This is a genomic window from Agrobacterium sp. 5Ca50 (assembly GCF_055381905.1).
The window spans coordinates 470,307-491,411 of sequence record NZ_AP026440.1; the positions used below are offsets into that span (position 1 = coordinate 470,307).

The following is a 21,105-nucleotide window of genomic DNA, read 5'->3' on the forward strand; positions in this document are numbered from 1 at the left end:
TCCTGTCAGTTAGCAGCAGCGTGCGGCGCTTTGCCGACGAAGCTGTTTGTATAGGTCTTCGAAAGGTCTATTTCGGTTGATGCCACTTTCTCGTTGAAGCTTTTCAGTACAGCGAGTGGCGTCTTGATATCCTCTTCGTTGAACTTTCCGTCTGTCGAGAAAATTGCCTTGGCGTTCTGGACAGCCTTGATGTAGGTCTCGCGGTCGCCGGAGATGAATTCCTTAGGCAGTTTTTCGACGATTTCCTCAGCCGAATGCGCGTTCATCCATTCCAGTGCGGCGATAGTGGCGTTGGTCACTTTTTGAATGGTCTCGGGATTGCCATCGATGTAATCCTGCGTGGCATACAAGACCGATGTCGGATAAATGCCGCCATAAATTTCCTTGGCGCCATCGTCGCTTCGCGCATCGATCAGGATTTTTCCAACACCTTTGGCTTCGATAAATGTCGCAGCCGGGTCATAGTTGACCAGGAGATCAATTTTACCCTGCTCAAGTGCGGCAACGGCAGCGGATCCCGAGCCAACGCCGATCAATGCAACGTCATTTGCCGACAGATTGTGGCGCTGCAAATAGTATCTCACGAAGAAATCCGACGAGGAGCCCGGTGAGGTGATGCCGACTTTCGCTCCTTTGATGGTCTCAGGCTTTGCAGGGTCGAATGTCGAATTGTTTCCACCTGCCAGAACGAGGCCGGAGTTGCGGGCCAGCACAACAAAGCCGACAACTGCCTTGTTCTGTGACTGCATTTGGATTGTATGATCATAGAAGCCGACAGCGATATCTGTCGAACCGGCCACGAGAGCCTGCAGGGTTTTGGAACCACCAGACGCAAAGTTTTCAACGGTAACGTCAAGCCCTTCCTTCTCGTAAAGGCCCAAGCCCTGCGCTACGGGAAATGGCAGATTGTTAAGATTGTAAGATCCTACGCTGATGCGGACCGGCTCAGCCAAGGCTGTTCCGGCAAACGCTACAGTTGCAGCTAGGGCGAGCATGAATTTACGCATTGATTTTCCTCCGGTTTACGTGGCGCCCTCCCGGCAACCACGAGAATTATGCCGCGCAAACAAGTTGTTTGATAGGCTTTGCAAAGACGTGCCCTTCGAAGAGCCTGCGTGCCGTTCGAAGGATTCCAGCGGTCACCTTTCCGTCGCGCTCCTGAAGCTTGACATCGAGGTGGCCATCTGGGTGCTCAATCGACAAAACGACGGTTGGTGTGCGAAGGCCAACCAGGTTCGAGACGATCGTATCGGGGGTGATGCTGGCCGTGGCTATGCCAACAGCGCCGGTTGTCGCGAGCGACGGATGGCACTCGTGTGGCATAAAATACCGCACATTGAGATCACCGCCTTTTGCCGCCTTGCTAATCAGGACAGGTTTTGGGGTGACCTGATTGGTGACGTCACCCATGCCCATACGCCTACCTGCTTCCAGTCTTAAAGCTTCCAGCCGGGCAAGCAGGGGAGTGTTACTGTTAAGCTCTGCAGCGCTTTCATAACCGCTGACGCCAAGAGCTTCAGCCTCCATCAAAACCATTGGCATGGCACAGTCGATACAGGTTACGGCGACGTCTTCAATCGTCTCATGGGATTTGCCAGTGGGGAACAATTTGCCCGTTCTCGCTCCCGCAGCATCCATAAACGTCAGGGCGATAGGGGCAGCCTTTCCAGGTACGCCATCAATGCTGGCATCACCAAGATAGGATACCTCGTCATTGGGGGTTGGAACTTCTGCCTCAATGAGCTTTCCGGTATTGACGTTATGAATACGGACAACCGTCGTAGCACCCTGGGGCTTCATCAAACCGGCTTCGATAGCGAATGGCCCGACAGCGGCGAGCATATTGCCGCAATTTGGCGCTGTATCCACCATTTGCTGATCGATGCGAACCTGGGCAAACAAATAGTCTATATCTGCACCCGGAATGCTGGACGGGCCAATGATTGCCACTTTGCTGGTCACGGGATTGCCGCCACCAATGCCGTCTATCTGTAGCGGGTGGCCTGATCCCATAACGGACAGCAAGATCTGATCGCGTTCATTCTTGTCAGCTGGAAGATCGGAAGCCAGAAAGAATGGACCTTTCGACGTTCCGCCGCGCATCAACACACAGGGGATAGAGATCAAATCATTCATGCTTGTGCTTTCGCCTCCACTCATGTGTAATGAGTATCAATCAATGGATTTATTGCACTTTGTGGTAATTTGATTGATATGTGAAATGCGAAGATTCGGAGTATTGATGCGCCATGAGCATTAATTGTGAAATACTTGATCTCAGGGCATTCCTGAGTGTTATCGAACTGGAGAGTTTTCATCGTGCTGCCGAGACGCTAAATCTTTCTCAGCCTGCGCTAAGCAGGCGAATACAAAAATTGGAAATGGCAATTGGCGCGCCTTTGCTTGAGCGCACCACTCGGCACGTAAGTCTCACTGCGTTGGGGGCAGAACTCATTCCGCTGGTGCGCAGAATGCTGGAGGAGTTCGACGGATCCCTGTTCGTTGTCCGCGATGTTGGGGTTAACCGCGGTGGGTTGGTAACGATCGCCTGCCTTCCGACCGCCGCGTTTTATTTCCTCCCGACTGTTATCAAACAGTTCAATCAGGAGTATCCGAACATACGTTTCCGCATTCTGGACCTGCCTGCAACGGAGGGCCTACAGGCTGTTTCCCGTGGCGAGGTCGAATTCGGCATAAACATCATGGGCACATCAGATCCGGATCTGACGTTTGATCGGCTTGCGGAAGATCCTTTTGTCCTTGCAGCACGCAAAGATCATCCCCTTGCGGAAAGGAGCCAGGTTGGCTGGGCAGAACTTGAGCCATACCCGCTCATTACTGTGCATCGCTCAAGTGGCAATAGAACACTACTTGATGCGGCACTTGCCAAATCAAACATCAAGTTGCGCTGGTTTTACGAAGTCACTCATCTTTCCACATCGCTAGGACTGGTTGAAGCTGGACTTGGAATTTCGGTACTGCCGCAAATGGCGACGCCTCAAGGTGAACATCCATTCCTGGTAACTCGTCCCATCGGCAACCCTGAAATCTCGCGCATGATCGGCGTGGTCCGACGTCGCGGCGCAAGACTATCGCCTGCGGCGGAAAGATTTCTGGAAATGCTGATGGGCGCATGGGGCAACTACGGCTCTGGCAATTCCCAGACCCGCGTTTGAGGTGTTCCAGTCACGAAGCAAGAGAGCCCTTCTGTGCAGTTTAGGAACCAGAAAAAGAACGTGTGTCAGAATGGTCGGATTACTGGCCGGAACATGCTACCGCGCGTTGACCAAGGAGGACAGTGATCTGGGTCGGTTGACTTGTTCACTAAGACCGATGGCGAACTGTTGAACGGCGCTTGTAGGCTCACCACCAGAGGCGATATTGTTCTAAGGATCGGAGCGTCACTCGTACCGTGACGGCTTGTGTGACGTAATTGCGTTCGCGCGCACTGCGCTGCCTCGCGAGGCCCTGGGCAACAGTGCAATAGTCAGCCCGAGATCATTTAGCTATCGACGGCGGCATGCGGAAGACGAGGCGGGAACGATTCTCGTCCGCATAAGGCGACGACAGTTATAGGGAGCGGGTGGTCATTCGAGGTTTCGACGTTCTGTGAACAGAGGTCTGAGAGCTATTGCGCCGCGCAAGCCCGATGCCTTTGGTCGTAAAACAGGGCTTGGCGGAGTTGTTGCAAGGTCGCGTGGTAGCCTTGTCATCAACTCGAGGCACTAGGTCTCAGCAACTGTTTGTCACCGCAATTCGGTGCTCGTGCTGGCAATCTCGCGTATGTCCCACGTCAGTGCGTTTCGATTGCCCGGGCTCCATATGGCATGAAGCTCGGCAATACACTCGTGCTTCAGATCCAGTGCACGAAAAACGACATTATCGAAGCAAGCATTTTGGGTGCCGACGGGTACGATTGCCAGACCGATACCTGCGCTGACCAGTGACAATATTGCCTGCGAATGTGTCATATTCTGCACGATACGCGGTGTGACGCCGTTTTCCGCCATTAGCCGAGCGAGTTTGTCGTGCAGATAACGTGCTGCAGACGAAAACATGATGAAGGGCTCGCCGTTGAGGGCATCCAGTGGCGAGCGGCGATTGGCCGCTAGTGGATGGGTGCGGGGAATGGCCAGCATCATGGTTTCGCGCGCGACACAAAGACTTTCAAGGTGGTGCGAGCCGGTTAGTGGACGAGACAAGCCAAGATCAATTTCTCCGCCATTGATAGCCTGAAGCTGTTCGGCGGTTTCCATCTGCACCAGTTCGAGTTCAATTTGGGGAGCAAGAGCGCGGGCCTGACTGATGAAGCCCGGCAAGAAGCTGTAAGTGGCGGCACCAACAAATGCGACCTTGACAGATCCGGCGCTGCCGCGAGCAGCCCTTCTGGTCACCGTGACAGCGGCATTGCCGATTTCCAGGAGTTTCTGGGCCTCGACTAGAAATGTCAGGCCTGCAGGTGTCAGGACGACACGCCTGCTATTCCTTTCAAAAAGTGTAACATCCAGTGTTTGCTCCAGCAACTTGATCTGCCGACTGAGCGGGGGCTGTGTGATGTTCAGACGTCGGGCGGCACGGCTGAAGTTAAGTTCAGAGGCCACCATAACGAATGAACGGACCTGTCCTAAATCAAGCATCTATTCAAATCCGGTATAGATATTCAACAATAATCAACTTGGACTTAAATGGATTGGGGCGTTATCAGTCAAGCATGACAGCTCTACAGAAGCTCGAAATCGGGAGGCGGCTAGATGGATATGCATGCTTTAAAGACAGGTCAGCAAGGATTTCAGTCGGCCGGGGACAGTATTGCCTGGATAAAGCTGTCGTCGATCTTCCTGCCGTTGAAAACACCGTTTAGTGACGCGAAGGTTTTAACAGGCAGACAAAAGCCGCTGACGGAAGTAGCATTCCTGTTTGCGGAAATCGAAACGAAGCAAGGCTATAGCGGGATCGGTTTCAGCTATTCAAAGCGAGCTGGCGGACCTGGGCAATATGAGCACGCCAAGGAAATCGCTCATGTCCTGATCGGCGAGGACCCCAATGATATTGGCAAATTGTGGAACAAGCTTTGCTGGGCAGGCGCCTCAGTCGGCCGAAGCGGACTTGCCGTACAAGCCATCGCGGCCTTTGATGTGGCCTTGTGGGATCTCAAAGCCAAACGTGCGGGACTGCCTCTGGCGAAGTTGCTGGGAGCGCACCGTGATTCCGTGCAGTGCTATAATACGTCAGGCGGCTTCCTTTCGTCGCCGATCGAAGAGGTTATTGACAACGTTGAAATGTCAATTGCGTCAGGTATCGGCGGCATCAAGATCAAGGTTGGTCAGCCCGATATGAGTGCTGATCTGAAGCGCGTTGCTGCAGTGCATGAGCACATTGGTGGGCGGGCAGCGATGATGGTTGATGCAAACCAACAATGGGATCGCCCAAGCGCGATGCGTTTTGGCCGCCTTATGGAGCCCTATCTCCTAACCTGGATCGAAGAGCCGCTCGATGCCTATGACGTGGAAGGCCATGCCGCCCTCGCAGCACAGCTCGATACGCCCATTGCAACAGGCGAGATGCTGGCAAGCGTTCTCGAGCACATCGCGCTTATCCAAAACAACGCTGTGGATTTTATCCAGCCGGACGCACCCCGTGTCGGTGGTATCACCCAGTTCCTGAAAATTTGCGCGCTGGCGGAAGCCAAGAAACTGCAGCTTGCTCCGCACTTCGCTATGGAAATTCACTTGCATCTGGCAGCAGCCTACGAGCTGGAACCTTGGGTAGAGCATTTCGATTGGCTTGATCCGCTATTTAATGAGCGGCTGGAGATTAAACAGGGGCGTATGCTCGTTCCAACCCGACCGGGGTTGGGCATTACTCTTTCAGAGCAGTCCGGGCATTGGACGCGCGGAACGGCTGAATTTGGCAAACGTCCGTAACCAAGATGCGTCAGGCCGTTCCTCGGGCAACGATGTGGAAGTCTACATTGATCATGGCTTCCACGTCTTTGTCGCCTTCGATCTTTCTGAGGATTGAGCGGGCAGCCTTGGTGCCGATCTCTCGGCGATCAATGCGAACAGTGGTTAGTGGCGGGTGTGTGTGGGGAGCGAAATCGAAATCACCAAAGCCGACTATTCCAAGTTTGTCCGGCATGCTGCATCCGCGCGCGTGGGCTTCCGCCAACGCGCCGTGAGCGACCACATCTGAAGAGCAGAACACGCCGAGCGTACCTTCTCCACGATCCAAAAGCTGAGCCATCGCCATTCTTCCATCACGGAAAGTGGACGGCGAGTTCATTTCGAGTTCGGGCAATTCGACATCAGCAATACCCTTCAGGCGTCCAACAAAACCGTCACGGCGCTGGACAGCGCGAGGATCATTGGCGCCTACCTGTGCGTAACGGTCATACCCCTTGATCAGCAAATGTTCAGCCACCAGAACGCCGACCGCGGCATGAGAAAAACCAACCGCTGTATCGAGTGGCGAGGGCGTGGAATCCCAGATTTCGACAATGGGCAGGCCTGCCCCCGTCAGCATGGCTCGGGTCTCTTTAAGGTGAGTGATGCCGGTCAGAATGATGCCGTCGGGGCGTCGTGCCAGGATCGCACGGGTTAGTTCCAGTTCCCGGCTGGCATCATAACCGGAAAGACCAAGAAGCAGCTGATAGCCGGCGGAGACGAGTTCCGCATTCAGACCTTCGATGGTTTCGGCAAAGATTGTACTCGCAACCGAGGGAACAATGGCAGCGATCAGCCGGGTCCGCCTGGATGCCAAACCGCCGGCCAGAAGATTTGGCACATAACCGGTCTTGGCGATCACTCGCTCAATGGCTTCCAGCGTCCGGGGTTTAACGAGGCTAGGCGTGTTGATAGCCCGTGAAACTGTCACTGGCGACACACCTGCCAGCTTGGCGATGTCGGCAAGTGTCACTGGACCATTTGTAACATTGTTTTTGGTCTTGTCGTGTTCGGTCATCGCAATAGTCCCCATTAAAATGATTTACGCTTTCATTTTATGTATAATCAAGTGACAATATAAAAAATCTCCTAGTTGGCGTGTTAATCCATTGATTCAAAATACTTTAAAAAATACGCTCGCTGGTTGAAGTTCAGGATTTTGATTTTATAATGAAAGCGCTTCCATTTCTTCGTCGGAGGGTTTCGAAGGGTGGCTAGGTAACGCTGGCGGGAGGCCAGAAAAGAGGAGGAATTTATGATGAACCTCAAACGTTTCATGACGTTGGCGGCCGCTACCGCCATATTGGCTGTAGCGAGCTCACAGTCGAGCCGAGCTGATGACTATCCATCCAAGACTGTCACGGTTGTCGTTCCATTTGCAGCTGGCGGAAATACAGATACCTTTGGCCGTCTGGTTGCCGAGCAACTGGACAAGAGGCTGGGGCAACGTTTTATCGTTGAAAACAAGCCCGGTGCCGGTGGCAATATCGGTCTTGGTGATCTGGCCCGTTCGAAGCCGGATGGCTACACGATTGGCATGGGCACGGTCAGCTCCAACGCCATCAATCAGACGCTCTACAAAACTTTGCCTTATGACAAGGAAAAAGGCTTTGCGCCAATTTCGCTGATTGCGAGCCTGCCCAACGTTCTGGTTGTCAATCCAGACAAGATCAAAGCCAACTCCGTTGAAGAATTGATCACTTTCCTGAAATCCGAGCCGGGAAAGCATACATATGCATCGTCCGGGGTTGGTACATCCATCCACTTGGCTGGCGAGCTTCTGGCAACCAAGGCCGATCTTAAAATCACCCATGTGCCATACAAGGGCAGCAGCCAGGCCATTCTCGATGTCGTGGCCGGTCACGTGGACATGATGTTTGACAATATCCCGACCGCCGCCCAGCAGGTGAAGGCCGGAAAAGTCAAAGCGCTCGCCGTAACAAGCCTGGAAAAAGCCAGCCTGTTGCCAGATGTGCCAACAATGGCAAGCGTTATTCCGGGATTTGAAGCAACTTCATGGCACGGTCTGTTTGCGCCCGCCGGTACTCCGCCTGAGATTGTTGAAAAACTGAGTAAGGAAGTTCAGGCGATCATTGCAGATCCGGCGATGCAGGAGAAACTTAAAGCCATGGGCGTAACGCCTGTCGGCAATACGTCGGCTGAATTCCAGGCCTTCATTGACAGTGAAACGGCCAAATGGGCCGAGGTTATCAAGGCTGCCAACGTGCCGCTGCAGTGATGTTATCTGCCGGCCGGAGTTGAATGCATTTCCGGCCGGTACATTTTACACACGCGAGTATCATGCCATGCTGAAGATAAAAAACGGCCGCGACTTCGTCGGCGGCGTAACGATGATTTGTACCGGTCTCCTGTTCATTTGGTTCGGGCGGGATCTACAGGTAGGCAACTCTTTCCAGATGGGGCCTGGCTATTTCCCAACCATGCTGAGCCTGCTGCTGATGGCCCTTGGAACTCTGATCATTGTGCAGTCACTGATAGTTGAGGTGGAAGATGATGGGCCTGAAGCGTGGAACTGGATGGCCTATTTTCTGGTCATTCTCGCGCCCATCGGCTTCGGACTTCTATTGGCCAGACTGGGTCTTGCCGCCACAATGTTCCTGCTCATCGTCGGGGTTGCCACGGCAAGTCGTTATGCGAACTGGCGTCATGCCATCTTACTTGGTTTGTTTCTCTCTGCCTGTTCTGTTCTGCTTTTTACGAAGCTCTTGTCGCTTCCCGTCAGTGCCTTCGGGCCTTGGATTCCTTTCATCGGTGACTTTTTCTAAGGTTTGCCAGCCAGCCGCGCAACCGGATTGGATTACACATGGACATCTTCTCTAACCTCTGGCTCGGTGCCTCAACGGCCTTCATGCCGATGAACTTGTTTTACGGTTTTATCGGCTGTCTTCTCGGGACTGCGATCGGCGTACTGCCGGGCCTTGGTCCGACCGCCACAATTGCAATGCTGTTGCCGATTACCTTCGGGTTACCGCCGGAATCTGCGCTTATCATGTTGGCGGGCATATTTTACGGCGCGCAATATGGCGGATCGACAACCGCAATTCTGATCAATCTTCCAGGTGAAAGTTCGTCCGTCGTTACCGCCATTGACGGGTATCAGATGGCACGAAATGGCCGTGCGGGAGCCGCGTTGGCAACCGCAGCCCTTGGTTCATTTTTTGCCGGTTCGGTTGCGACCATTCTGCTTGCTGTAGCCGCGCCGCCACTGGCATCCGTTGCGCTCAAATTTGGGCCTGCAGAATATTTCTCGCTAATGGTGCTGGGGCTTGTCGCCTCTGTTGCACTTGCCAGCGGCTCACTGCTGAAGGCCTTTGCCATGATCGTGTTTGGTCTCGTCCTCGGCACCATCGGCACTGACGTGGAAAGCGGTACGCCACGCTACGTGTTTAATGTTCCGGAGCTTTATGACGGCTTGAATTTCGTGGCCGTCAGCATGGGAATTTTTGGAATCTGTGAGATCCTGCGCAATCTGGAAAATGAGCAGGAGCGTTCGGTCGGCGTCAAACGGGTCACAGGACTGATGCTGTCGAAGGATGATTTTCGGCGGATTTGCGCGCCGGTTCTGCGCGGCACCGCACTGGGGTCTTTTCTAGGCGTTCTTCCAGGTGGTGGCGCGATGCTTGCGTCCTTTGCTTCCTATGCGGTGGAGAAACGGATTTCTCCCAACAAAGCCGAATTCGGCAAAGGCGCAATCGAAGGCGTTGCTGCCCCTGAATCTGCAAATAATGCCGGTGCGCAGACATCGTTTATTCCGATGCTTACCCTTGGCATTCCCGGAAACCCTGTTATGGCGCTGATGGTTGGTGCGATGATCATTCAGGGTATCACACCCGGACCGAATGTGATCTCGGATGAACCGGCGCTGTTCTGGGGCATGATTGTCTCAATGTGGTCGGGCAATCTCATGCTCGTCATCCTGAACCTGCCGCTAATCGGGCTTTGGGTGCGCATGTTGACGGTGCCGTATCACTTGCTGTTTCCGGCGATTATCGGTTTCTGCTGTATCGGCGCCTACAGCATCAACAACAGTGTGTTTGATGTCTTTGTCATGGCTGCCTTCAGCGTTATCGGTCTTGCACTCAGCAAGATGCGCTTTGAACCGGCACCGTTGCTTCTGGGTTTTATCCTCGGGCCGATGCTGGAAGAAAATCTGCGGCGAGCCATGCTGATCAGCCAGGGTGATCCGACCATCTTCGTACGCAGCCCTCTTAGTCTGTCATTGCTGGTCTTTGCCGTTGTCGTACTGGCTCTCGTATTGTCGCCGAGCATCAGTCGCAAGCGGGATGAGGCATTCACTGAATAACGGATATTATCGATCCAGCTTGGGTGCCCTGTGGCACGGGAGTATGAAATGGCAGACCGGAAAACCTACAATGAGTTGCGCTCAGCGCGCTGGATGATACCGGACGACCAACGGTCGTTCGGACACCGATCGCGCACCATGCAGATGGGTTACGCGCCGCAAGATTGGGAAGGTCGACCAATCATCGCGATCATCAACACGTGGTCGGATGCGCAGCCCTGTCACATGCATTTCCGCGAGCGCGTTGACTGGGTCAAGCGCGGCGTACTGCAATCCGGAGGTTTTCCGATGGAGTTGCCAGCGCTCTCATTGTCGGAGAATTTCGTGAAACCGACGACAATGCTTTATCGCAACATGCTTGCGATGGAGACAGAGGAATTGCTGCGTTCACATCCGGTCGACGGCGCCGTGTTGATGGGCGGTTGTGACAAGACCACGCCAGGTCTCGTCATGGGCGCCGTATCGATGGGCATTCCGTTTATCTATCTGCCTGCAGGACCGATGCTGCGTGGTAACTATGCAGGCAAGGCACTGGGTTCTGGCACGGACGGTTTCAAATATTGGGATGAGCGGCGCGCCGGAACAATTTCCCAAGAGGAATGGCAGGGCATTGAAGGTGGTATTGCCCGAAGCTATGGCCACTGCATGACAATGGGCACGGCATCAACGATGACCGCGATTGCCGAGGCTATGGGACTTACGCTTCCCGGAGCCTCGTCTATTCCAGCTGCTGACGCCAACCACCAACGCATGTCTGCCGCGTGCGGACGGCGCATTGTCGACATGGTGTGGGAAGACCTCACTCCGGACAAAATAATTACGCCAGCGGCCGTGAAAAACTCAGTGACGGTCGCCATGGCAACAGGCTGTTCGACAAATGCGATCATTCATCTGATTGCAATGGCCAGGCGTGCCGGCGTTCCGCTGGAACTGGATGATCTTGATCGTATCGGTCGCACAACGCCTGTCATCGCCAACATCCGCCCATCCGGTACGACCTATCTGATGGAAGACTTTTTTTATGCTGGAGGCCTTCGCGCGCTGATGAAACAACTCGGTGACAAGCTAGACCCGAGCGCCATCTGCGTGACGGGCAAGCCTATGGTGGAAGGGCTGGATACGGTAAAAGTCTGGAATGAGGATGTCATCCGGCCGCTGTCAAATCCTGTTTATCATGAGGGTTCGCTTGCCGTGTTAAAAGGCAATCTGTGCCCGGATGGTGCAGTCATCAAGCCGGCCGCCTGTGATCCTAAATTTCACAGGCACAAAGGGCCGGCACTTGTCGCCGACAGCTACCCCGAACTGAAGGCTATCATCGATGATCCTGATTATCCGTTGACGCCTGAGACTGTGCTGGTATTGCGCAATGCCGGACCGCAGGGTGGCCCGGGAATGCCGGAATGGGGAATGATACCCATGCCTAAGGCGCTGCTGAAACTCGGTCTGAGAGACATGGTACGCATTTCGGATGCCCGCATGTCCGGCACGAGTTTTGGCGCCTGCGTGTTGCATGCCTCACCTGAAGCATTTGTTGGCGGTCCTCTGGCGCTGTTGAAAAGCGGCGACATGGTCGAACTCGACATTCCCGCTCGCAGTCTCAACATGCTCGTCCCAGAAGCGGAGCTTGAGGCGCGCCGCGCCGCGTGGGCCGCGCCTGAGCCACGGTATGAACGCGGTTACGGCTTTATGTTCACCAAGCACATCGAGCAGGCAGACAAGGGTTGTGATTTCGATTTTCTGAAAACCGAGTTCGGCGCGAAAGTGTCCGAGCCCGCCATCAATTGAGCAACACGTATTAGGAACGAGGATAATATGAACCCCGATACCCGTGAGAAACTGATGGGCGTATCCGTTGCAACGCTTTGCTCGGCGCTTTACAAGCGCGGTCTGAAAAACCAGACTATCCAGGATGTGCGGCCGGTGCGACCGAAGGGCCGCAACATGGTCGGCCCGGCATTTACGCTTCGCTATATGCCAGCGCGTGAAGATCGTAATCCGATGTCCGTGTTTCGCGACCCGAAACATCCACAACGCCATGCCATCGAGACCTGCCCGGAAGGCTCAGTACTGGTCATGGACAGCCGCAAAGACCCGCGGGCGGCTTCGGCTGGTGATATTCTGATTACAAGGTTGATGGTGCGCGGCGGGGCAGGTGTGGTTACAGATGGCGGCTTTCGCGATGCAATGACGATTGGGGAACTGGACATCCCGGCCTATCACAACCGGCCATCCAGCCCGACCAATCTGACGCTGCATGAGGCAATTGATATCAACGTGCCGATCGGCTGCGGTGACGTGGCCGTTTTTCCAGGGGATATCATGGTGGGTGATGACGACAGCGTTATCGTCATCCCCAAGGAGATCGCCGATGAAATTGCTGATGAGGCCGTCGAGATGACGGCCTATGAGGATTTCGTCACGGAACGGGTCAAGGCAGGCCACACAATTATCGGTCTTTATCCGGCAACGGATGAAAGCAGCCTGGCCCTGTTTGCTGAATGGCGACGAATAAATGGCAGGTGAAACGCCGCCATTACGTCCAAAGGCTGAGCTGGTCTCTGACTGCTCGCAAAGAACGGACAACACGTGGGCGTGACTTACTGGGCGCAACGAAGTTGTGTTGTCCCTAACAAGTGCTGCCGACGCAGACGACCCGGCCTGGTCGTGCCAGGTCCTGACCGTGATAGAAGTCTTATAAAATGTTGGTACTTGGTAGGTAGCCCGAACCGCTGGCGTCAACGGCGAGGGAAATGTGAGGGAACGGGATGTTGATGCCGCGCTGATCGAAAACCTGCTTGATGATTTCGTTGTAGGCTCGCCCAGTTCCCCAATGACTGCCAGCCAACGTCTTGATGCGTGCTCTGACCGTTATGAAGCTGTCGCCGAAAGCGGTGATGCCGTGCATTTCCAGGTCGTCAATCACCTTGTCTTTCCACTCCGTCTGCATCAGCAAATCAAAGGCCTCCTGCATGGCACTTTTGACGGCGCCAATGTCTTCCCTGAGCCCCACACGGATTTCCGCAACATGATAGCCAAAATCCTTCATGAGATTGGAGACAGTGTCGACCGAGGAAAATGGAATGAGGTGAAGTGTGCCATCCAGTGAACGTATGGAAACGGAGCGAATGGTAAGCTTCTCCACGGCGCCGGTCACGTTACCAAGGCTGACGATATCGCCCTCGTTCATGACATTTTCAAGTTGAATGAAGACGCCAGTAATTATGTCCTGCACGAGCTTCTGTGCACCGAAACCAATCGCAAGACCAAGTACGCCAGCGCCCGCCAAGAGTGGTGCGATGTTCACACCAATTTGTGCCAGTGCAAGCATTGTCACCAGGATCACAAGTGCAATGTTGAAGGCGTTACGAAACAGGGAAAGTAGCGTCTTCTCGCGACTTGTCGGTATCGAACCAAATTCGGGATTGAGCCGGTATTCGATCCATGATGACATAGCCAAATAGGCTAGAAAGCCAAGCAAAAGGATGACCAGTGCTGCAATGGTTGATGTTGTGAAGCGTTGGCCGGTCTCCGATGCCAACCAGCCTAGAAAATCGATCAATCCCCAGGACTGAGCCACCGCGATCAGAACCCCGGCCGACACCAGAGAGCGGACGATCTGCATCATCAGCGGAACGAAGGCTTGTAGCCTCGCCTGAAGCATTGGCAGACGAAGCCGTACGTCGTCCGGCAGTCGAAGGCCAGCATTTGCAAAGCGCGCCACGAACGCGATCACCAAGCCCCCAAAAATGAATGCAAGGATCGATTTAACCGTTGCTGCCACCATGAAGGGCAGCGCGATTGCCGGATTGACGAGCCAAACGATAAGAGCCGAGACGACATAAGCGATTGCAAGAAGGTGCCATATGCCGGCCAAAAAAGCTCCGCTACGACTGATGAAGTCGACCCGACCGCTTGCCGCTCTCGCAGAGAGTGTTTGTTTCACCCGGTCACGGTTTTGTAAAATAATGATCACAGCGATGAGCAAAACTGTGAGCATTACCACGACGCGAACCACTTGCGCTGCCGTGTCAGAGGCAAGCGAGGCGATAACGGGTGCCACGAACAAGAACGTATAGCCAACGAGCGAGATTATTCGCGCCAGCCAGAAATACCAATAGGCTGCAGTCGTATCGCATACAGGAGGCAGGCGAAGAGCTGGAAACCGCGGCTGCAGCATCGTCCGCATGGCGACCTTCAGCAGTTCTACCATGAGAAATGCATTGAGAAGCAGTGTCTGGTTGATGTCCATTCGGCCCGTGCCGCCGCCAACCACCTGAAGGGCAATAATGTAGCCTGCACCCCAAGACAAAGCGATAGCCATAATGTCGATGAGCGTTGATACTGCCGTGAAAAGCACGCGCAAAGACCAGTGTCTGCCATCGGCTCGGCTTGCAAAACGGTGCTGTAGAAAATGAGTTGTCATGCGCAACACGAGATAAGACGCAAACAGCGCTGCCCCGACCAGAAGGACGTTGAGAACAAACGCCTGAAGAGCGCGATAATTCATGCTGTCTGGTTCGGAGATAATTGTCGCTATGCTGGAGACACCATCCCAAACGGCCTCTCCTCCAGCGACGATATGCTCTGCCGCCGCTTTTGTTTGTTCTGCAATCTGGCGAGCAATCGTGGTCTCACCGGGATCTGATGTGGTCGAGGCTTGGGCTGCAGCTTCACTTTTCAGGCGGCTCAACAGTGCGTGACGCGCTTCTTCGTTCTCGAGGATACGGATCAGGTCATCGACACTGCTGGCCTGCTTTGAAACGGCTTCGCGTCCGTTTTGGGCGAATGATGGGGCGGATAGCAGGATCATCGATAGAAAGAGAATGAAACTGGCAACGATATTACATGCACGCATGCTGGCTTTCGAAGTCTGGGCTGAAATAAAAAGGTTCGAATTGTCGCTGGCCGCGGACCGGACAGCATGACTGCCGCTGCTGACAAGATGAGTGTCGTGCCGGGCAGGGTTGCCGAACCTAGTTCAACACAGCCTGGAGAAACTCTCTTGTCCGCTCTTCGGTTGGATCGGTGAAGATATCTTCAGGTGCACCTTCTTCTCGAATTCTCCCGCGGTCGAAAAAACACACGCGGTCGGAGATTTCCCGCGCAAAGCGCATTTCGTGAGTTACCAGCAGCATTGTGAGATCATGTTCATCGGCAAGCTTGCCAATTACATTTAAAACTTCACCGACAAGTTCCGGGTCGAGCGCTGACGTTGGTTCGTCAAACAGTAATATGCTGGGCCGCATGGCGAGCGCGCGGGCAATTCCCACGCGCTGCTTTTGTCCTCCCGAAAGCTGGCTGGGGTATTTGTTGGATTGATCAGAAAGGCCTACAAGTTCCAGCAATTCCTCTGCGCGCAACCGGGCGTCAGCTTTTGATAATCCGAGAACCTGGACTGGGGCCTCCGTTATGTTCCGCAGCACCGTCATGTGGGGAAACAGATTAAAGTGCTGAAACACCATACCAAGTTTGCTGCGCATTTTGCGAAGGTGCGCCTCGCTTGCCGTGATCAGTTCGCCACTGGCATTTCGTTCGTGCCACAGAGGTTCGCCATCCACGGTGACGCTTCCCTCATTGATACCTTCCAATGTCATGAGAATTCGCAGGACAGTGGATTTGCCCGAGCCCGAAGGGCCGATGATGGAGACTTTCTCACCCTTGCGGACGTTAAAGTCCAATTTGTTGAGGACGGTGAGGTCACCGAAGCGTTTTACCACCTTGTCGAACTTTACGATTGTATCAGTCATTTCAGGGGAATTCCTCGAGTGGGTAGCGAGGCGTCGACAAGGCGAACCCCGGCAGACGCAATGATGGTCATGATGAGATAAATGAGGCCGACCATCGACAGTGGGATAAGGTAGTCGAACGTGCGATCTCCAACTATTTTGGCGACGTTCAACATTTCCAGAACGGTTACTACCGAGAGGACGGGAACGTCCTTCATGATGGAAACGAGATAGTTTCCCATGGCCGGAATGATGCGCGGCACCGCTTGCGGCAATACGATGTGGCTGAACGTGCGTCGGGAACTCAGATTAAGCGCACGCGCCGCTTCGCGCTGGTCCCTGCCAACAGCTTCCAGACCAGCGCGATAGACCTCGGCCGTATAGGCACTGTACTGAATGCCAAGGGCCAGGGCACCGGTCATGAATGCCGGCAGAACAATTCCGTGTTCCGGCAGCACATAGTAGAGAAAGAACAACTGCACGAGCAATGGCGTGTCGCGTATGAACTCGGTAACCGCCTTGGCGGGCCACGAGATGAAACGCGACGGTGCATTCTTGAGAACTGCCCACACCAGACCAAGCACCAGTGCTACGACAAAACCTAACACAGCTGCCTGGATTGTGACCACAAGGCCATTGAGCAAGATCGGCAGGATCGAAGCCGCAAACGCAGAGGGACTGGACAGGTCCCATTCATAACCGAAGAGCATCGATCAGCTCCTTCCTGTGCGCCAGCGGCTCACATAGAGTTCCACACTGCGCATGATCGCCGTGAGGACCAGGGCCATCCCGAAATAGGCAAACAAAAGCATTGTGTAGATCGTCGTGCTGTCCTGAGTGAAATTACGGATCTGTTCGGCGCGAAAAGCCAAGTCGCCGAGGCTTATCAGCGAAACCAGTGCTGTGTCTTTTAGGTTTTGCACTGCGAGATTTCCGAAGGAAGGCATCATTTCCGGCAGCGCCTGGGGTATAATGACTGTCAACAATGTCTGGCGCGGCGTAAAATTGAGCGCTCGCGCAGCTTCACGCTGATCCCGGTGCACGGCCACGATAGCACCACGCACGACTTCGGCGCCGTAGGCGCCTATGTTCAAACCGAGCGCCAGAACACCAGCGAGTATCGGGGGCAGGCGCAAATCAATTCCGATTGCCATACCTGCAAGCGGCAGCGCGAAATATAGCCAGAACAATTGCACCAAGAGCGAGGTGCCGCGAAATATCTCGATATAGGCAAGAGATAAAACCCTGACGGTCACAAACCTGCTCAGTTTTCCGATTCCCGCCAGAAATGCGAGGATTGCACCCAGCACGGTGGAATAAACTGTCAACTGAATTGTAACCCAGGCTCCCTCGAGAAGCGGTCCGAAATATTCGGTCCAATGCATCGAATGATCCTTAGACTAAGATTTTTTGGCCCCGGAAGTTGAGCTTCCGAGGCGCTTTAACAGGATTAATTTGACACAGAGCAGAGTTCCTGTGTGCTGCGTTTGAGTGAGCCATCCAGATCGGATTGAGTGAAACCATAGGAGGTGACGATCTCCGCCCAGTCTTCAGTCTTCTTGATGTCAACAAGCGCCTGATTGACGGCATCACGCAATGTCACGTTGTCTTTTGCAAAGGTAAACCCGCCCCAGCTGCGCACGGCCTCTCCGTCAACGACCGGGTCAGTAAAGTTTTCTGCAAGTTCGACGCCGTTATTCTGCTCAGCTAGGTTGCCGACCGTAAGACTTGTCGCGGCATATGCGTCGGCGCGTCCTGTGGATACGGTCGATATGGCGTCTGCGTTGGCCGAGATGGTGACAAGGTTGGCTTCGTCCACGCCAAGTTTCTGCATCATCTCAAGCTGGTCAGCGCCAGCCATAATTGCCACTTTCAGATCGCCGTTTTTGGCAAAGTCCTCGAAAGCATGAATGTTCTTTGGATTGCCACTGGCGACCAAAAGACCTTCGCCGTAAGACGTGTTCGGATCGGAAAAAAGGACCTGGTTGCACCGGTCTGGCAAGATTGCCATTTCTGCGGCGACCATATCAAACCGGTTCGCCTGCAAACCGGGAATAAGGGACGAGAAGTTGGTGGCAACCCATTCAATCTTTTCGACGCCCAGCTTTTCCATGATGACCTTTGCCACATCTGGACCGGCGCCTTTTGCTTCACCTGACGGGTCGACATAGCCATAAGGAATTTCATTTGCGACTGCGATACGCACGGTTCCGCTTTTTTTGATCTCTTCCAGGGTGGCGGCGTTGCCGGGATTAGCCGCAAATGCTGTCGTTGCGGCTAATGTTAGAAGGGTCAAAACTTGCTGTGAAAATTTGGTCATACACGTCTCCTGATTTCATGCCTGGATGGACAAGTGGCAAGGCTGATTTCGTCGCCGCATTTCCATCCCGCGCGGTGCGCGCGTGCCCGTAGTCGACAGGCTGTTCCAATGTGTAAAATCTGAAAAAAGCAGATTTCCGCTTTCGATAACACGCCATTTATTTAGATTAAACAAACTAAATATCAACCACAAAAAAGCCGCAAATTAGGCTTCGACTTTCTAAAATAACGCCTAAATGCCTGAATATTTAAGTTTTTATCCTCGTAGATAATTTTAAATCGTTTCTATTTTTTGATTAGGTGCGCAACAATACTTAGTATCTCTAAGGATGTGGAGGGAACGTAAATGCATTCCTATTGTCTTTGGTTCCCTCTAGAGTTACAGCGCAGTGAACCGACAGGGAAAAACGATGGAAGATCGTACCAAGCTTGCACTGACAGCAATTCGAAAAATCTTGCGCGCGTCTGAGCTTAATTCAAAAGAGCTTATGCTAGAAACCGGCCTGACGCCGTCACAACTTATCTTCATGCAGGTGTTGGACGGGCAGGGTGAACAGACCGCGGGTTACGTTGCTGCTCACATGGGGATCACTCAGGCAACGGCGACTGCTCTGCTGAAAAAGCTGGAAGCCATCGGAATGATCCATCGCCGCCGCGGCGAGCGAGATCGCAGACAAGCTCTTTTGTCGATCACAGATCACGGCCAGAAAATTTTGGCCAAAGCGCCAAATGCGGTGCATGCCGAATTCCAGAAACATTTTTCCCAGCTTAAAGATTGGGAGCAAATGACACTTGTTGCGTCGCTTGAACGGGTTGCCGATATGCTTGACCCGGATCATGACGATCCGGCCGCAGTGTTTGACCATATGGTGCATTTATCTGGCGAACCATAATTCGCTATTCGGCATTGGCCCGTCCCGGTTCCGTGGGGATCGTGCATATAAGGTCTGCTCTCCAAAAAATCGGCCAGGCGCGGTAGCGAGCAGGTGTGCGAAGATGTCTTCCGGCCAACAGGCTGACATTACGTATTTTTACGCTGTGGGCAGAATGGTCGCGAAGCGTGACGCGCGTGGCTTCGTTGCCATCATTATGGATGGTTCTGTAACGACCGTTTCGACGAGTACGAGCACATGTACAGGCGTCACGACAGGCAATGCTGGCATGATGGCGCTTGCTTGCAGCTCGTTGCAGCCACTGTAATCCTGAACCTTGCTCCTGCATGGGCAAGCCAGGACATCAGCGGGTGTGAAGCCAGAAAACCCTTGGGTGCGCCATCTGGTGTCCGCGGTGCAACGGTTTTGCCAGGCGTGACAGGGATTATTCTCGGCTTCAGTCGCAGATCGCTTCCACCTCGATCTCAACCTCGTAATCCCCGATCAGATTGCCGGCCTCGATCAGTGTATTGGTCGGCAGGACCAATGAAAAGGCACGGCCATGAGCCCGGGAAACTGGTTCCCACTGATTAGCATCGCGCAAATAGATTCGGGTTCGTACAACATCCTCCATGCTGCCGCCCAGCGCTGAGATGGATGCTGCGATCTTATCAAGAATGTAGGTGGCCTGGGCGCCAGCATTTTTGGGCGCAACACATCGGTCCGCGCCATGGGTCGCTGTTGTGCCGGAGACGAGGATGCGATTGCCAATCCGGACCGCGCGGCTATATCCAGCGATCGGCTCCCAGATGCTGCCCGACGATACACGCGAACGACCAGGTCGGCCGGGGACGGGGACTGCGGTATAGATAGACGGGATGGCGTCCAGATGGTGACTGAGATCGCCAGATGCCGTCAGGAACGGCGGTTTGCGGTATTCATCGCCGCAGTCACCAGGAATGGGATGTGTTTTTGCAAAAGCTGCGTTAAGGGCCGCATGGTCCTCACCATCCAGCGCGAAGGAAAATACCTTCAGATTATCATCACGATGCTCGTTTTCTCCGATCCGCGCGCCGACGATAGCAGCGGCGACAGCATTATGTTCGAGGACCCACCGGCTGGCGACATTGGAGATCGAGACACTGTGCTTGACCGCGATACCGGAAGCCGCCCGCAAAATGCCTTGAAACGCGTCCCACCCGCCGGCGGTGTCAATGAAGCGCTTATACTTCGAGCGGCTCCAGTCGGGGATGTTGACGGGCTCGGGCCGGTCGAGCCATTTTTCGGAGAGAAAACCGCCGCACAGTGTGCCATAGGCCAGCAGCTTGACACCGCTTTTGGCGCAGAGATCGGACAACGCTCCGGCCGCCCGGCGATCAACGAGAGAGAACGAGACCTGATTGGTGGCGATCTCTATACCATCGGCCAAGGCCAGCGCCAGATGTCCGGCGTCGAAATTGGTCAGTCCTAACGCGCCGATCAGGCCCTCTTCGCGAAGGCGCTGCATTTCGTGAAGGGCGTCGAGCCATGCGGGGTGCTCAAAACTCCACCAGTGAAACTGAAGCAGATCGATCCTGTCGCCCCCTAGTCGGCTCAGCCGTTCCTCAACGCCGCGACGCACGACATCCGCAGTCATCGGGCCGGGCTCAGGGCACCACTTGGTAAAAGCGACTGGTCTGGCGTTGCTGTCATAACGCGCCAAAAGACGTCCGGTGATCACTTCGGCCGAGCCATAATGATCTGCCATATCGAATGTGTCGAAGCCGTCGCGCGTGTAGGCTTGAAGTGCATCGGCGCCCTTGTCCGGGTCGATTACCGTGCCGTTCTTTTCGATATCGGCAACCTGCCAGAGCCCGCAGACAAGACGGCTGATTGAGAGGTCCTTGGTGATCGCGATGCGATCGGGCCGCTTTGCCATGGGT

General features: G+C 54.2%; 19 protein-coding genes. 9 read left to right on the forward strand and 10 right to left on the reverse strand.

What is annotated here, in order from left to right; genetic code table 11:
• Window positions 1–5: 5 nt before the first annotated feature.
• Complete coding sequence (locus ACZ5FM_RS24380) at window positions 6–1,007, reverse strand: ABC transporter substrate-binding protein (protein WP_464041523.1); 1,002 nt, start codon at window positions 1,005–1,007, stop codon at window positions 6–8.
• Window positions 1,008–1,053: 46 nt separating this feature from the next.
• Window positions 1,054–2,136, reverse strand: coding sequence for a 4-oxalomesaconate tautomerase (locus tag ACZ5FM_RS24385; RefSeq protein WP_259149098.1), 1,083 nt, complete (start codon window positions 2,134–2,136; stop codon window positions 1,054–1,056).
• 113 nt (window positions 2,137–2,249) lie between these two features.
• Here ACZ5FM_RS24385 and ACZ5FM_RS24390 point away from each other — a divergent pair, with 113 nt between their 5' ends.
• A complete protein-coding gene (locus ACZ5FM_RS24390) occupies window positions 2,250–3,176 on the forward strand; it encodes a LysR family transcriptional regulator (protein ID WP_259149099.1) in 927 nt (308 codons plus the stop codon).
• A 570-nt stretch (window positions 3,177–3,746) separates the two neighbouring features.
• On the opposite strand, the gene ACZ5FM_RS24395 is transcribed toward ACZ5FM_RS24390, so the two are convergent.
• A complete protein-coding gene (locus tag ACZ5FM_RS24395; protein ID WP_464041524.1) occupies window positions 3,747–4,637 on the reverse strand; it encodes a LysR family transcriptional regulator in 891 nt (296 codons plus the stop codon).
• Window positions 4,638–4,751: 114 nt separating this feature from the next.
• On the opposite strand from ACZ5FM_RS24395, the gene ACZ5FM_RS24400 reads away from it, so the two are divergent.
• Complete coding sequence (locus ACZ5FM_RS24400; RefSeq protein ID WP_275643479.1) at window positions 4,752–5,924, forward strand: L-talarate/galactarate dehydratase; 1,173 nt, start codon at window positions 4,752–4,754, stop codon at window positions 5,922–5,924.
• A gap of 10 nt (window positions 5,925–5,934) precedes the next feature.
• On the opposite strand, the gene ACZ5FM_RS24405 is transcribed toward ACZ5FM_RS24400, so the two are convergent.
• Window positions 5,935–6,960, reverse strand: coding sequence for a LacI family DNA-binding transcriptional regulator (locus ACZ5FM_RS24405; RefSeq protein WP_275643480.1), 1,026 nt, complete (start codon window positions 6,958–6,960; stop codon window positions 5,935–5,937).
• Window positions 6,961–7,197: 237 nt separating this feature from the next.
• Here ACZ5FM_RS24405 and ACZ5FM_RS24410 point away from each other — a divergent pair, with 237 nt between their 5' ends.
• From ACZ5FM_RS24410 to ACZ5FM_RS24430, 5 genes are all read left to right on the forward strand, one after another.
• Window positions 7,198–8,181 carry a Bug family tripartite tricarboxylate transporter substrate binding protein gene (locus ACZ5FM_RS24410; RefSeq protein WP_464041525.1) on the forward strand — a complete coding sequence of 328 codons (984 nt, stop codon included), beginning with the start codon at window positions 7,198–7,200 and terminating at the stop codon, window positions 8,179–8,181.
• Window positions 8,182–8,248: 67 nt separating this feature from the next.
• Window positions 8,249–8,728 (forward strand): tripartite tricarboxylate transporter TctB family protein, encoded by a 480-nt coding sequence (locus ACZ5FM_RS24415; RefSeq protein ID WP_250984672.1) that lies wholly within the window; start codon window positions 8,249–8,251, stop codon window positions 8,726–8,728.
• Window positions 8,729–8,766: 38 nt separating this feature from the next.
• Window positions 8,767–10,266 carry a tripartite tricarboxylate transporter permease gene (locus ACZ5FM_RS24420; RefSeq protein ID WP_192490131.1) on the forward strand — a complete coding sequence of 500 codons (1,500 nt, stop codon included), beginning with the start codon at window positions 8,767–8,769 and terminating at the stop codon, window positions 10,264–10,266.
• A 48-nt stretch (window positions 10,267–10,314) separates the two neighbouring features.
• Window positions 10,315–12,051 (forward strand): L-arabinonate dehydratase, encoded by a 1,737-nt coding sequence (araD, locus tag ACZ5FM_RS24425; protein ID WP_464041526.1) that lies wholly within the window; start codon window positions 10,315–10,317, stop codon window positions 12,049–12,051.
• Window positions 12,052–12,078: 27 nt separating this feature from the next.
• Window positions 12,079–12,789, forward strand: coding sequence for a ribonuclease activity regulator RraA (locus tag ACZ5FM_RS24430; protein ID WP_464041527.1), 711 nt, complete (start codon window positions 12,079–12,081; stop codon window positions 12,787–12,789).
• A gap of 169 nt (window positions 12,790–12,958) precedes the next feature.
• Here ACZ5FM_RS24430 and ACZ5FM_RS24435 read toward each other — a convergent pair whose 3' ends face one another.
• The 5 genes from ACZ5FM_RS24435 to ehuB all read right to left on the reverse strand — a co-directional run bounded on the left by ACZ5FM_RS24435 (window position 12,959) and on the right by ehuB (window position 18,312).
• A complete protein-coding gene (locus ACZ5FM_RS24435; protein WP_464041528.1) occupies window positions 12,959–15,121 on the reverse strand; it encodes a mechanosensitive ion channel domain-containing protein in 2,163 nt (720 codons plus the stop codon).
• A gap of 118 nt (window positions 15,122–15,239) precedes the next feature.
• Window positions 15,240–16,013, reverse strand: a complete 774-nt coding sequence (ehuA, locus tag ACZ5FM_RS24440; RefSeq protein ID WP_464041529.1) for an ectoine/hydroxyectoine ABC transporter ATP-binding protein EhuA — start codon at window positions 16,011–16,013, stop codon at window positions 15,240–15,242.
• Window positions 16,010–16,702: an ectoine/hydroxyectoine ABC transporter permease subunit EhuD gene (gene ehuD / locus ACZ5FM_RS24445; protein ID WP_192490135.1), complete on the reverse strand. Its 693-nt coding sequence runs from the start codon at window positions 16,700–16,702 to the stop codon at window positions 16,010–16,012. Before ehuD ends, ehuA begins: the two co-directional genes overlap by 4 nt.
• A 3-nt stretch (window positions 16,703–16,705) precedes the next feature.
• Window positions 16,706–17,377, reverse strand: a complete 672-nt coding sequence (ehuC, locus tag ACZ5FM_RS24450) for an ectoine/hydroxyectoine ABC transporter permease subunit EhuC (protein WP_464041530.1) — start codon at window positions 17,375–17,377, stop codon at window positions 16,706–16,708.
• A gap of 65 nt (window positions 17,378–17,442) precedes the next feature.
• Window positions 17,443–18,312: an ectoine/hydroxyectoine ABC transporter substrate-binding protein EhuB gene (ehuB, locus tag ACZ5FM_RS24455; RefSeq protein ID WP_464041531.1), complete on the reverse strand. Its 870-nt coding sequence runs from the start codon at window positions 18,310–18,312 to the stop codon at window positions 17,443–17,445.
• Between the two features lie 409 nt (window positions 18,313–18,721).
• Between ehuB and ACZ5FM_RS24460 the strand changes: the two genes are divergently transcribed.
• Both ACZ5FM_RS24460 and ACZ5FM_RS24465 read left to right on the forward strand, forming a co-directional pair.
• Entirely contained in the window at window positions 18,722–19,204 is a 483-nt protein-coding gene (locus tag ACZ5FM_RS24460; protein ID WP_275643489.1) for a MarR family winged helix-turn-helix transcriptional regulator, read from the forward strand.
• Window positions 19,205–19,307: 103 nt separating this feature from the next.
• Complete coding sequence (locus ACZ5FM_RS24465; protein ID WP_464041532.1) at window positions 19,308–19,511, forward strand: hypothetical protein; 204 nt, start codon at window positions 19,308–19,310, stop codon at window positions 19,509–19,511.
• 129 nt (window positions 19,512–19,640) lie between these two features.
• Here ACZ5FM_RS24465 and ACZ5FM_RS24470 read toward each other — a convergent pair whose 3' ends face one another.
• The gene (locus tag ACZ5FM_RS24470) at window positions 19,641–21,101 is read right to left on the reverse strand and encodes an aldo/keto reductase (RefSeq protein WP_464041533.1); all 1,461 of its coding nucleotides are present in this window, start codon (window positions 21,099–21,101) and stop codon (window positions 19,641–19,643) included.
• Window positions 21,102–21,105 lie beyond the last annotated feature (4 nt).

Excerpts from the sequence above, each read along its gene's own strand:
- ACZ5FM_RS24380 (WP_464041523.1), bottom strand. The coding sequence starts at position 1,007 with ATGCGTAAATTCATGCTCGCCCTAGCTGCAACTGTAGCGTTTGCCGGA.
- ACZ5FM_RS24385 (WP_259149098.1), bottom strand. The coding sequence starts at position 2,136 with ATGAATGATTTGATCTCTATCCCCTGTGTGTTGATGCGCGGCGGAACG.
- ACZ5FM_RS24390 (WP_259149099.1), top strand. The coding sequence starts at position 2,250 with ATGAGCATTAATTGTGAAATACTTGATCTCAGGGCATTCCTGAGTGTT.
- ACZ5FM_RS24395 (WP_464041524.1), bottom strand. The coding sequence starts at position 4,637 with ATGCTTGATTTAGGACAGGTCCGTTCATTCGTTATGGTGGCCTCTGAA.
- ACZ5FM_RS24400 (WP_275643479.1), top strand. The coding sequence starts at position 4,752 with ATGGATATGCATGCTTTAAAGACAGGTCAGCAAGGATTTCAGTCGGCC.
- ACZ5FM_RS24405 (WP_275643480.1), bottom strand. The coding sequence starts at position 6,960 with ATGACCGAACACGACAAGACCAAAAACAATGTTACAAATGGTCCAGTG.
- ACZ5FM_RS24410 (WP_464041525.1), top strand. The coding sequence starts at position 7,198 with ATGATGAACCTCAAACGTTTCATGACGTTGGCGGCCGCTACCGCCATA.
- ACZ5FM_RS24415 (WP_250984672.1), top strand. The coding sequence starts at position 8,249 with ATGCTGAAGATAAAAAACGGCCGCGACTTCGTCGGCGGCGTAACGATG.
- ACZ5FM_RS24420 (WP_192490131.1), top strand. The coding sequence starts at position 8,767 with ATGGACATCTTCTCTAACCTCTGGCTCGGTGCCTCAACGGCCTTCATG.
- araD (WP_464041526.1), top strand. The coding sequence starts at position 10,315 with ATGGCAGACCGGAAAACCTACAATGAGTTGCGCTCAGCGCGCTGGATG.
- ACZ5FM_RS24430 (WP_464041527.1), top strand. The coding sequence starts at position 12,079 with ATGAACCCCGATACCCGTGAGAAACTGATGGGCGTATCCGTTGCAACG.
- ACZ5FM_RS24435 (WP_464041528.1), bottom strand. The coding sequence starts at position 15,121 with ATGCGTGCATGTAATATCGTTGCCAGTTTCATTCTCTTTCTATCGATG.
- ehuA (WP_464041529.1), bottom strand. The coding sequence starts at position 16,013 with ATGACTGATACAATCGTAAAGTTCGACAAGGTGGTAAAACGCTTCGGT.
- ehuD (WP_192490135.1), bottom strand. The coding sequence starts at position 16,702 with ATGCTCTTCGGTTATGAATGGGACCTGTCCAGTCCCTCTGCGTTTGCG.
- ehuC (WP_464041530.1), bottom strand. The coding sequence starts at position 17,377 with ATGCATTGGACCGAATATTTCGGACCGCTTCTCGAGGGAGCCTGGGTT.
- ehuB (WP_464041531.1), bottom strand. The coding sequence starts at position 18,312 with ATGACCAAATTTTCACAGCAAGTTTTGACCCTTCTAACATTAGCCGCA.
- ACZ5FM_RS24460 (WP_275643489.1), top strand. The coding sequence starts at position 18,722 with ATGGAAGATCGTACCAAGCTTGCACTGACAGCAATTCGAAAAATCTTG.
- ACZ5FM_RS24465 (WP_464041532.1), top strand. The coding sequence starts at position 19,308 with ATGTCTTCCGGCCAACAGGCTGACATTACGTATTTTTACGCTGTGGGC.
- ACZ5FM_RS24470 (WP_464041533.1), bottom strand. The coding sequence starts at position 21,101 with ATGGCAAAGCGGCCCGATCGCATCGCGATCACCAAGGACCTCTCAATC.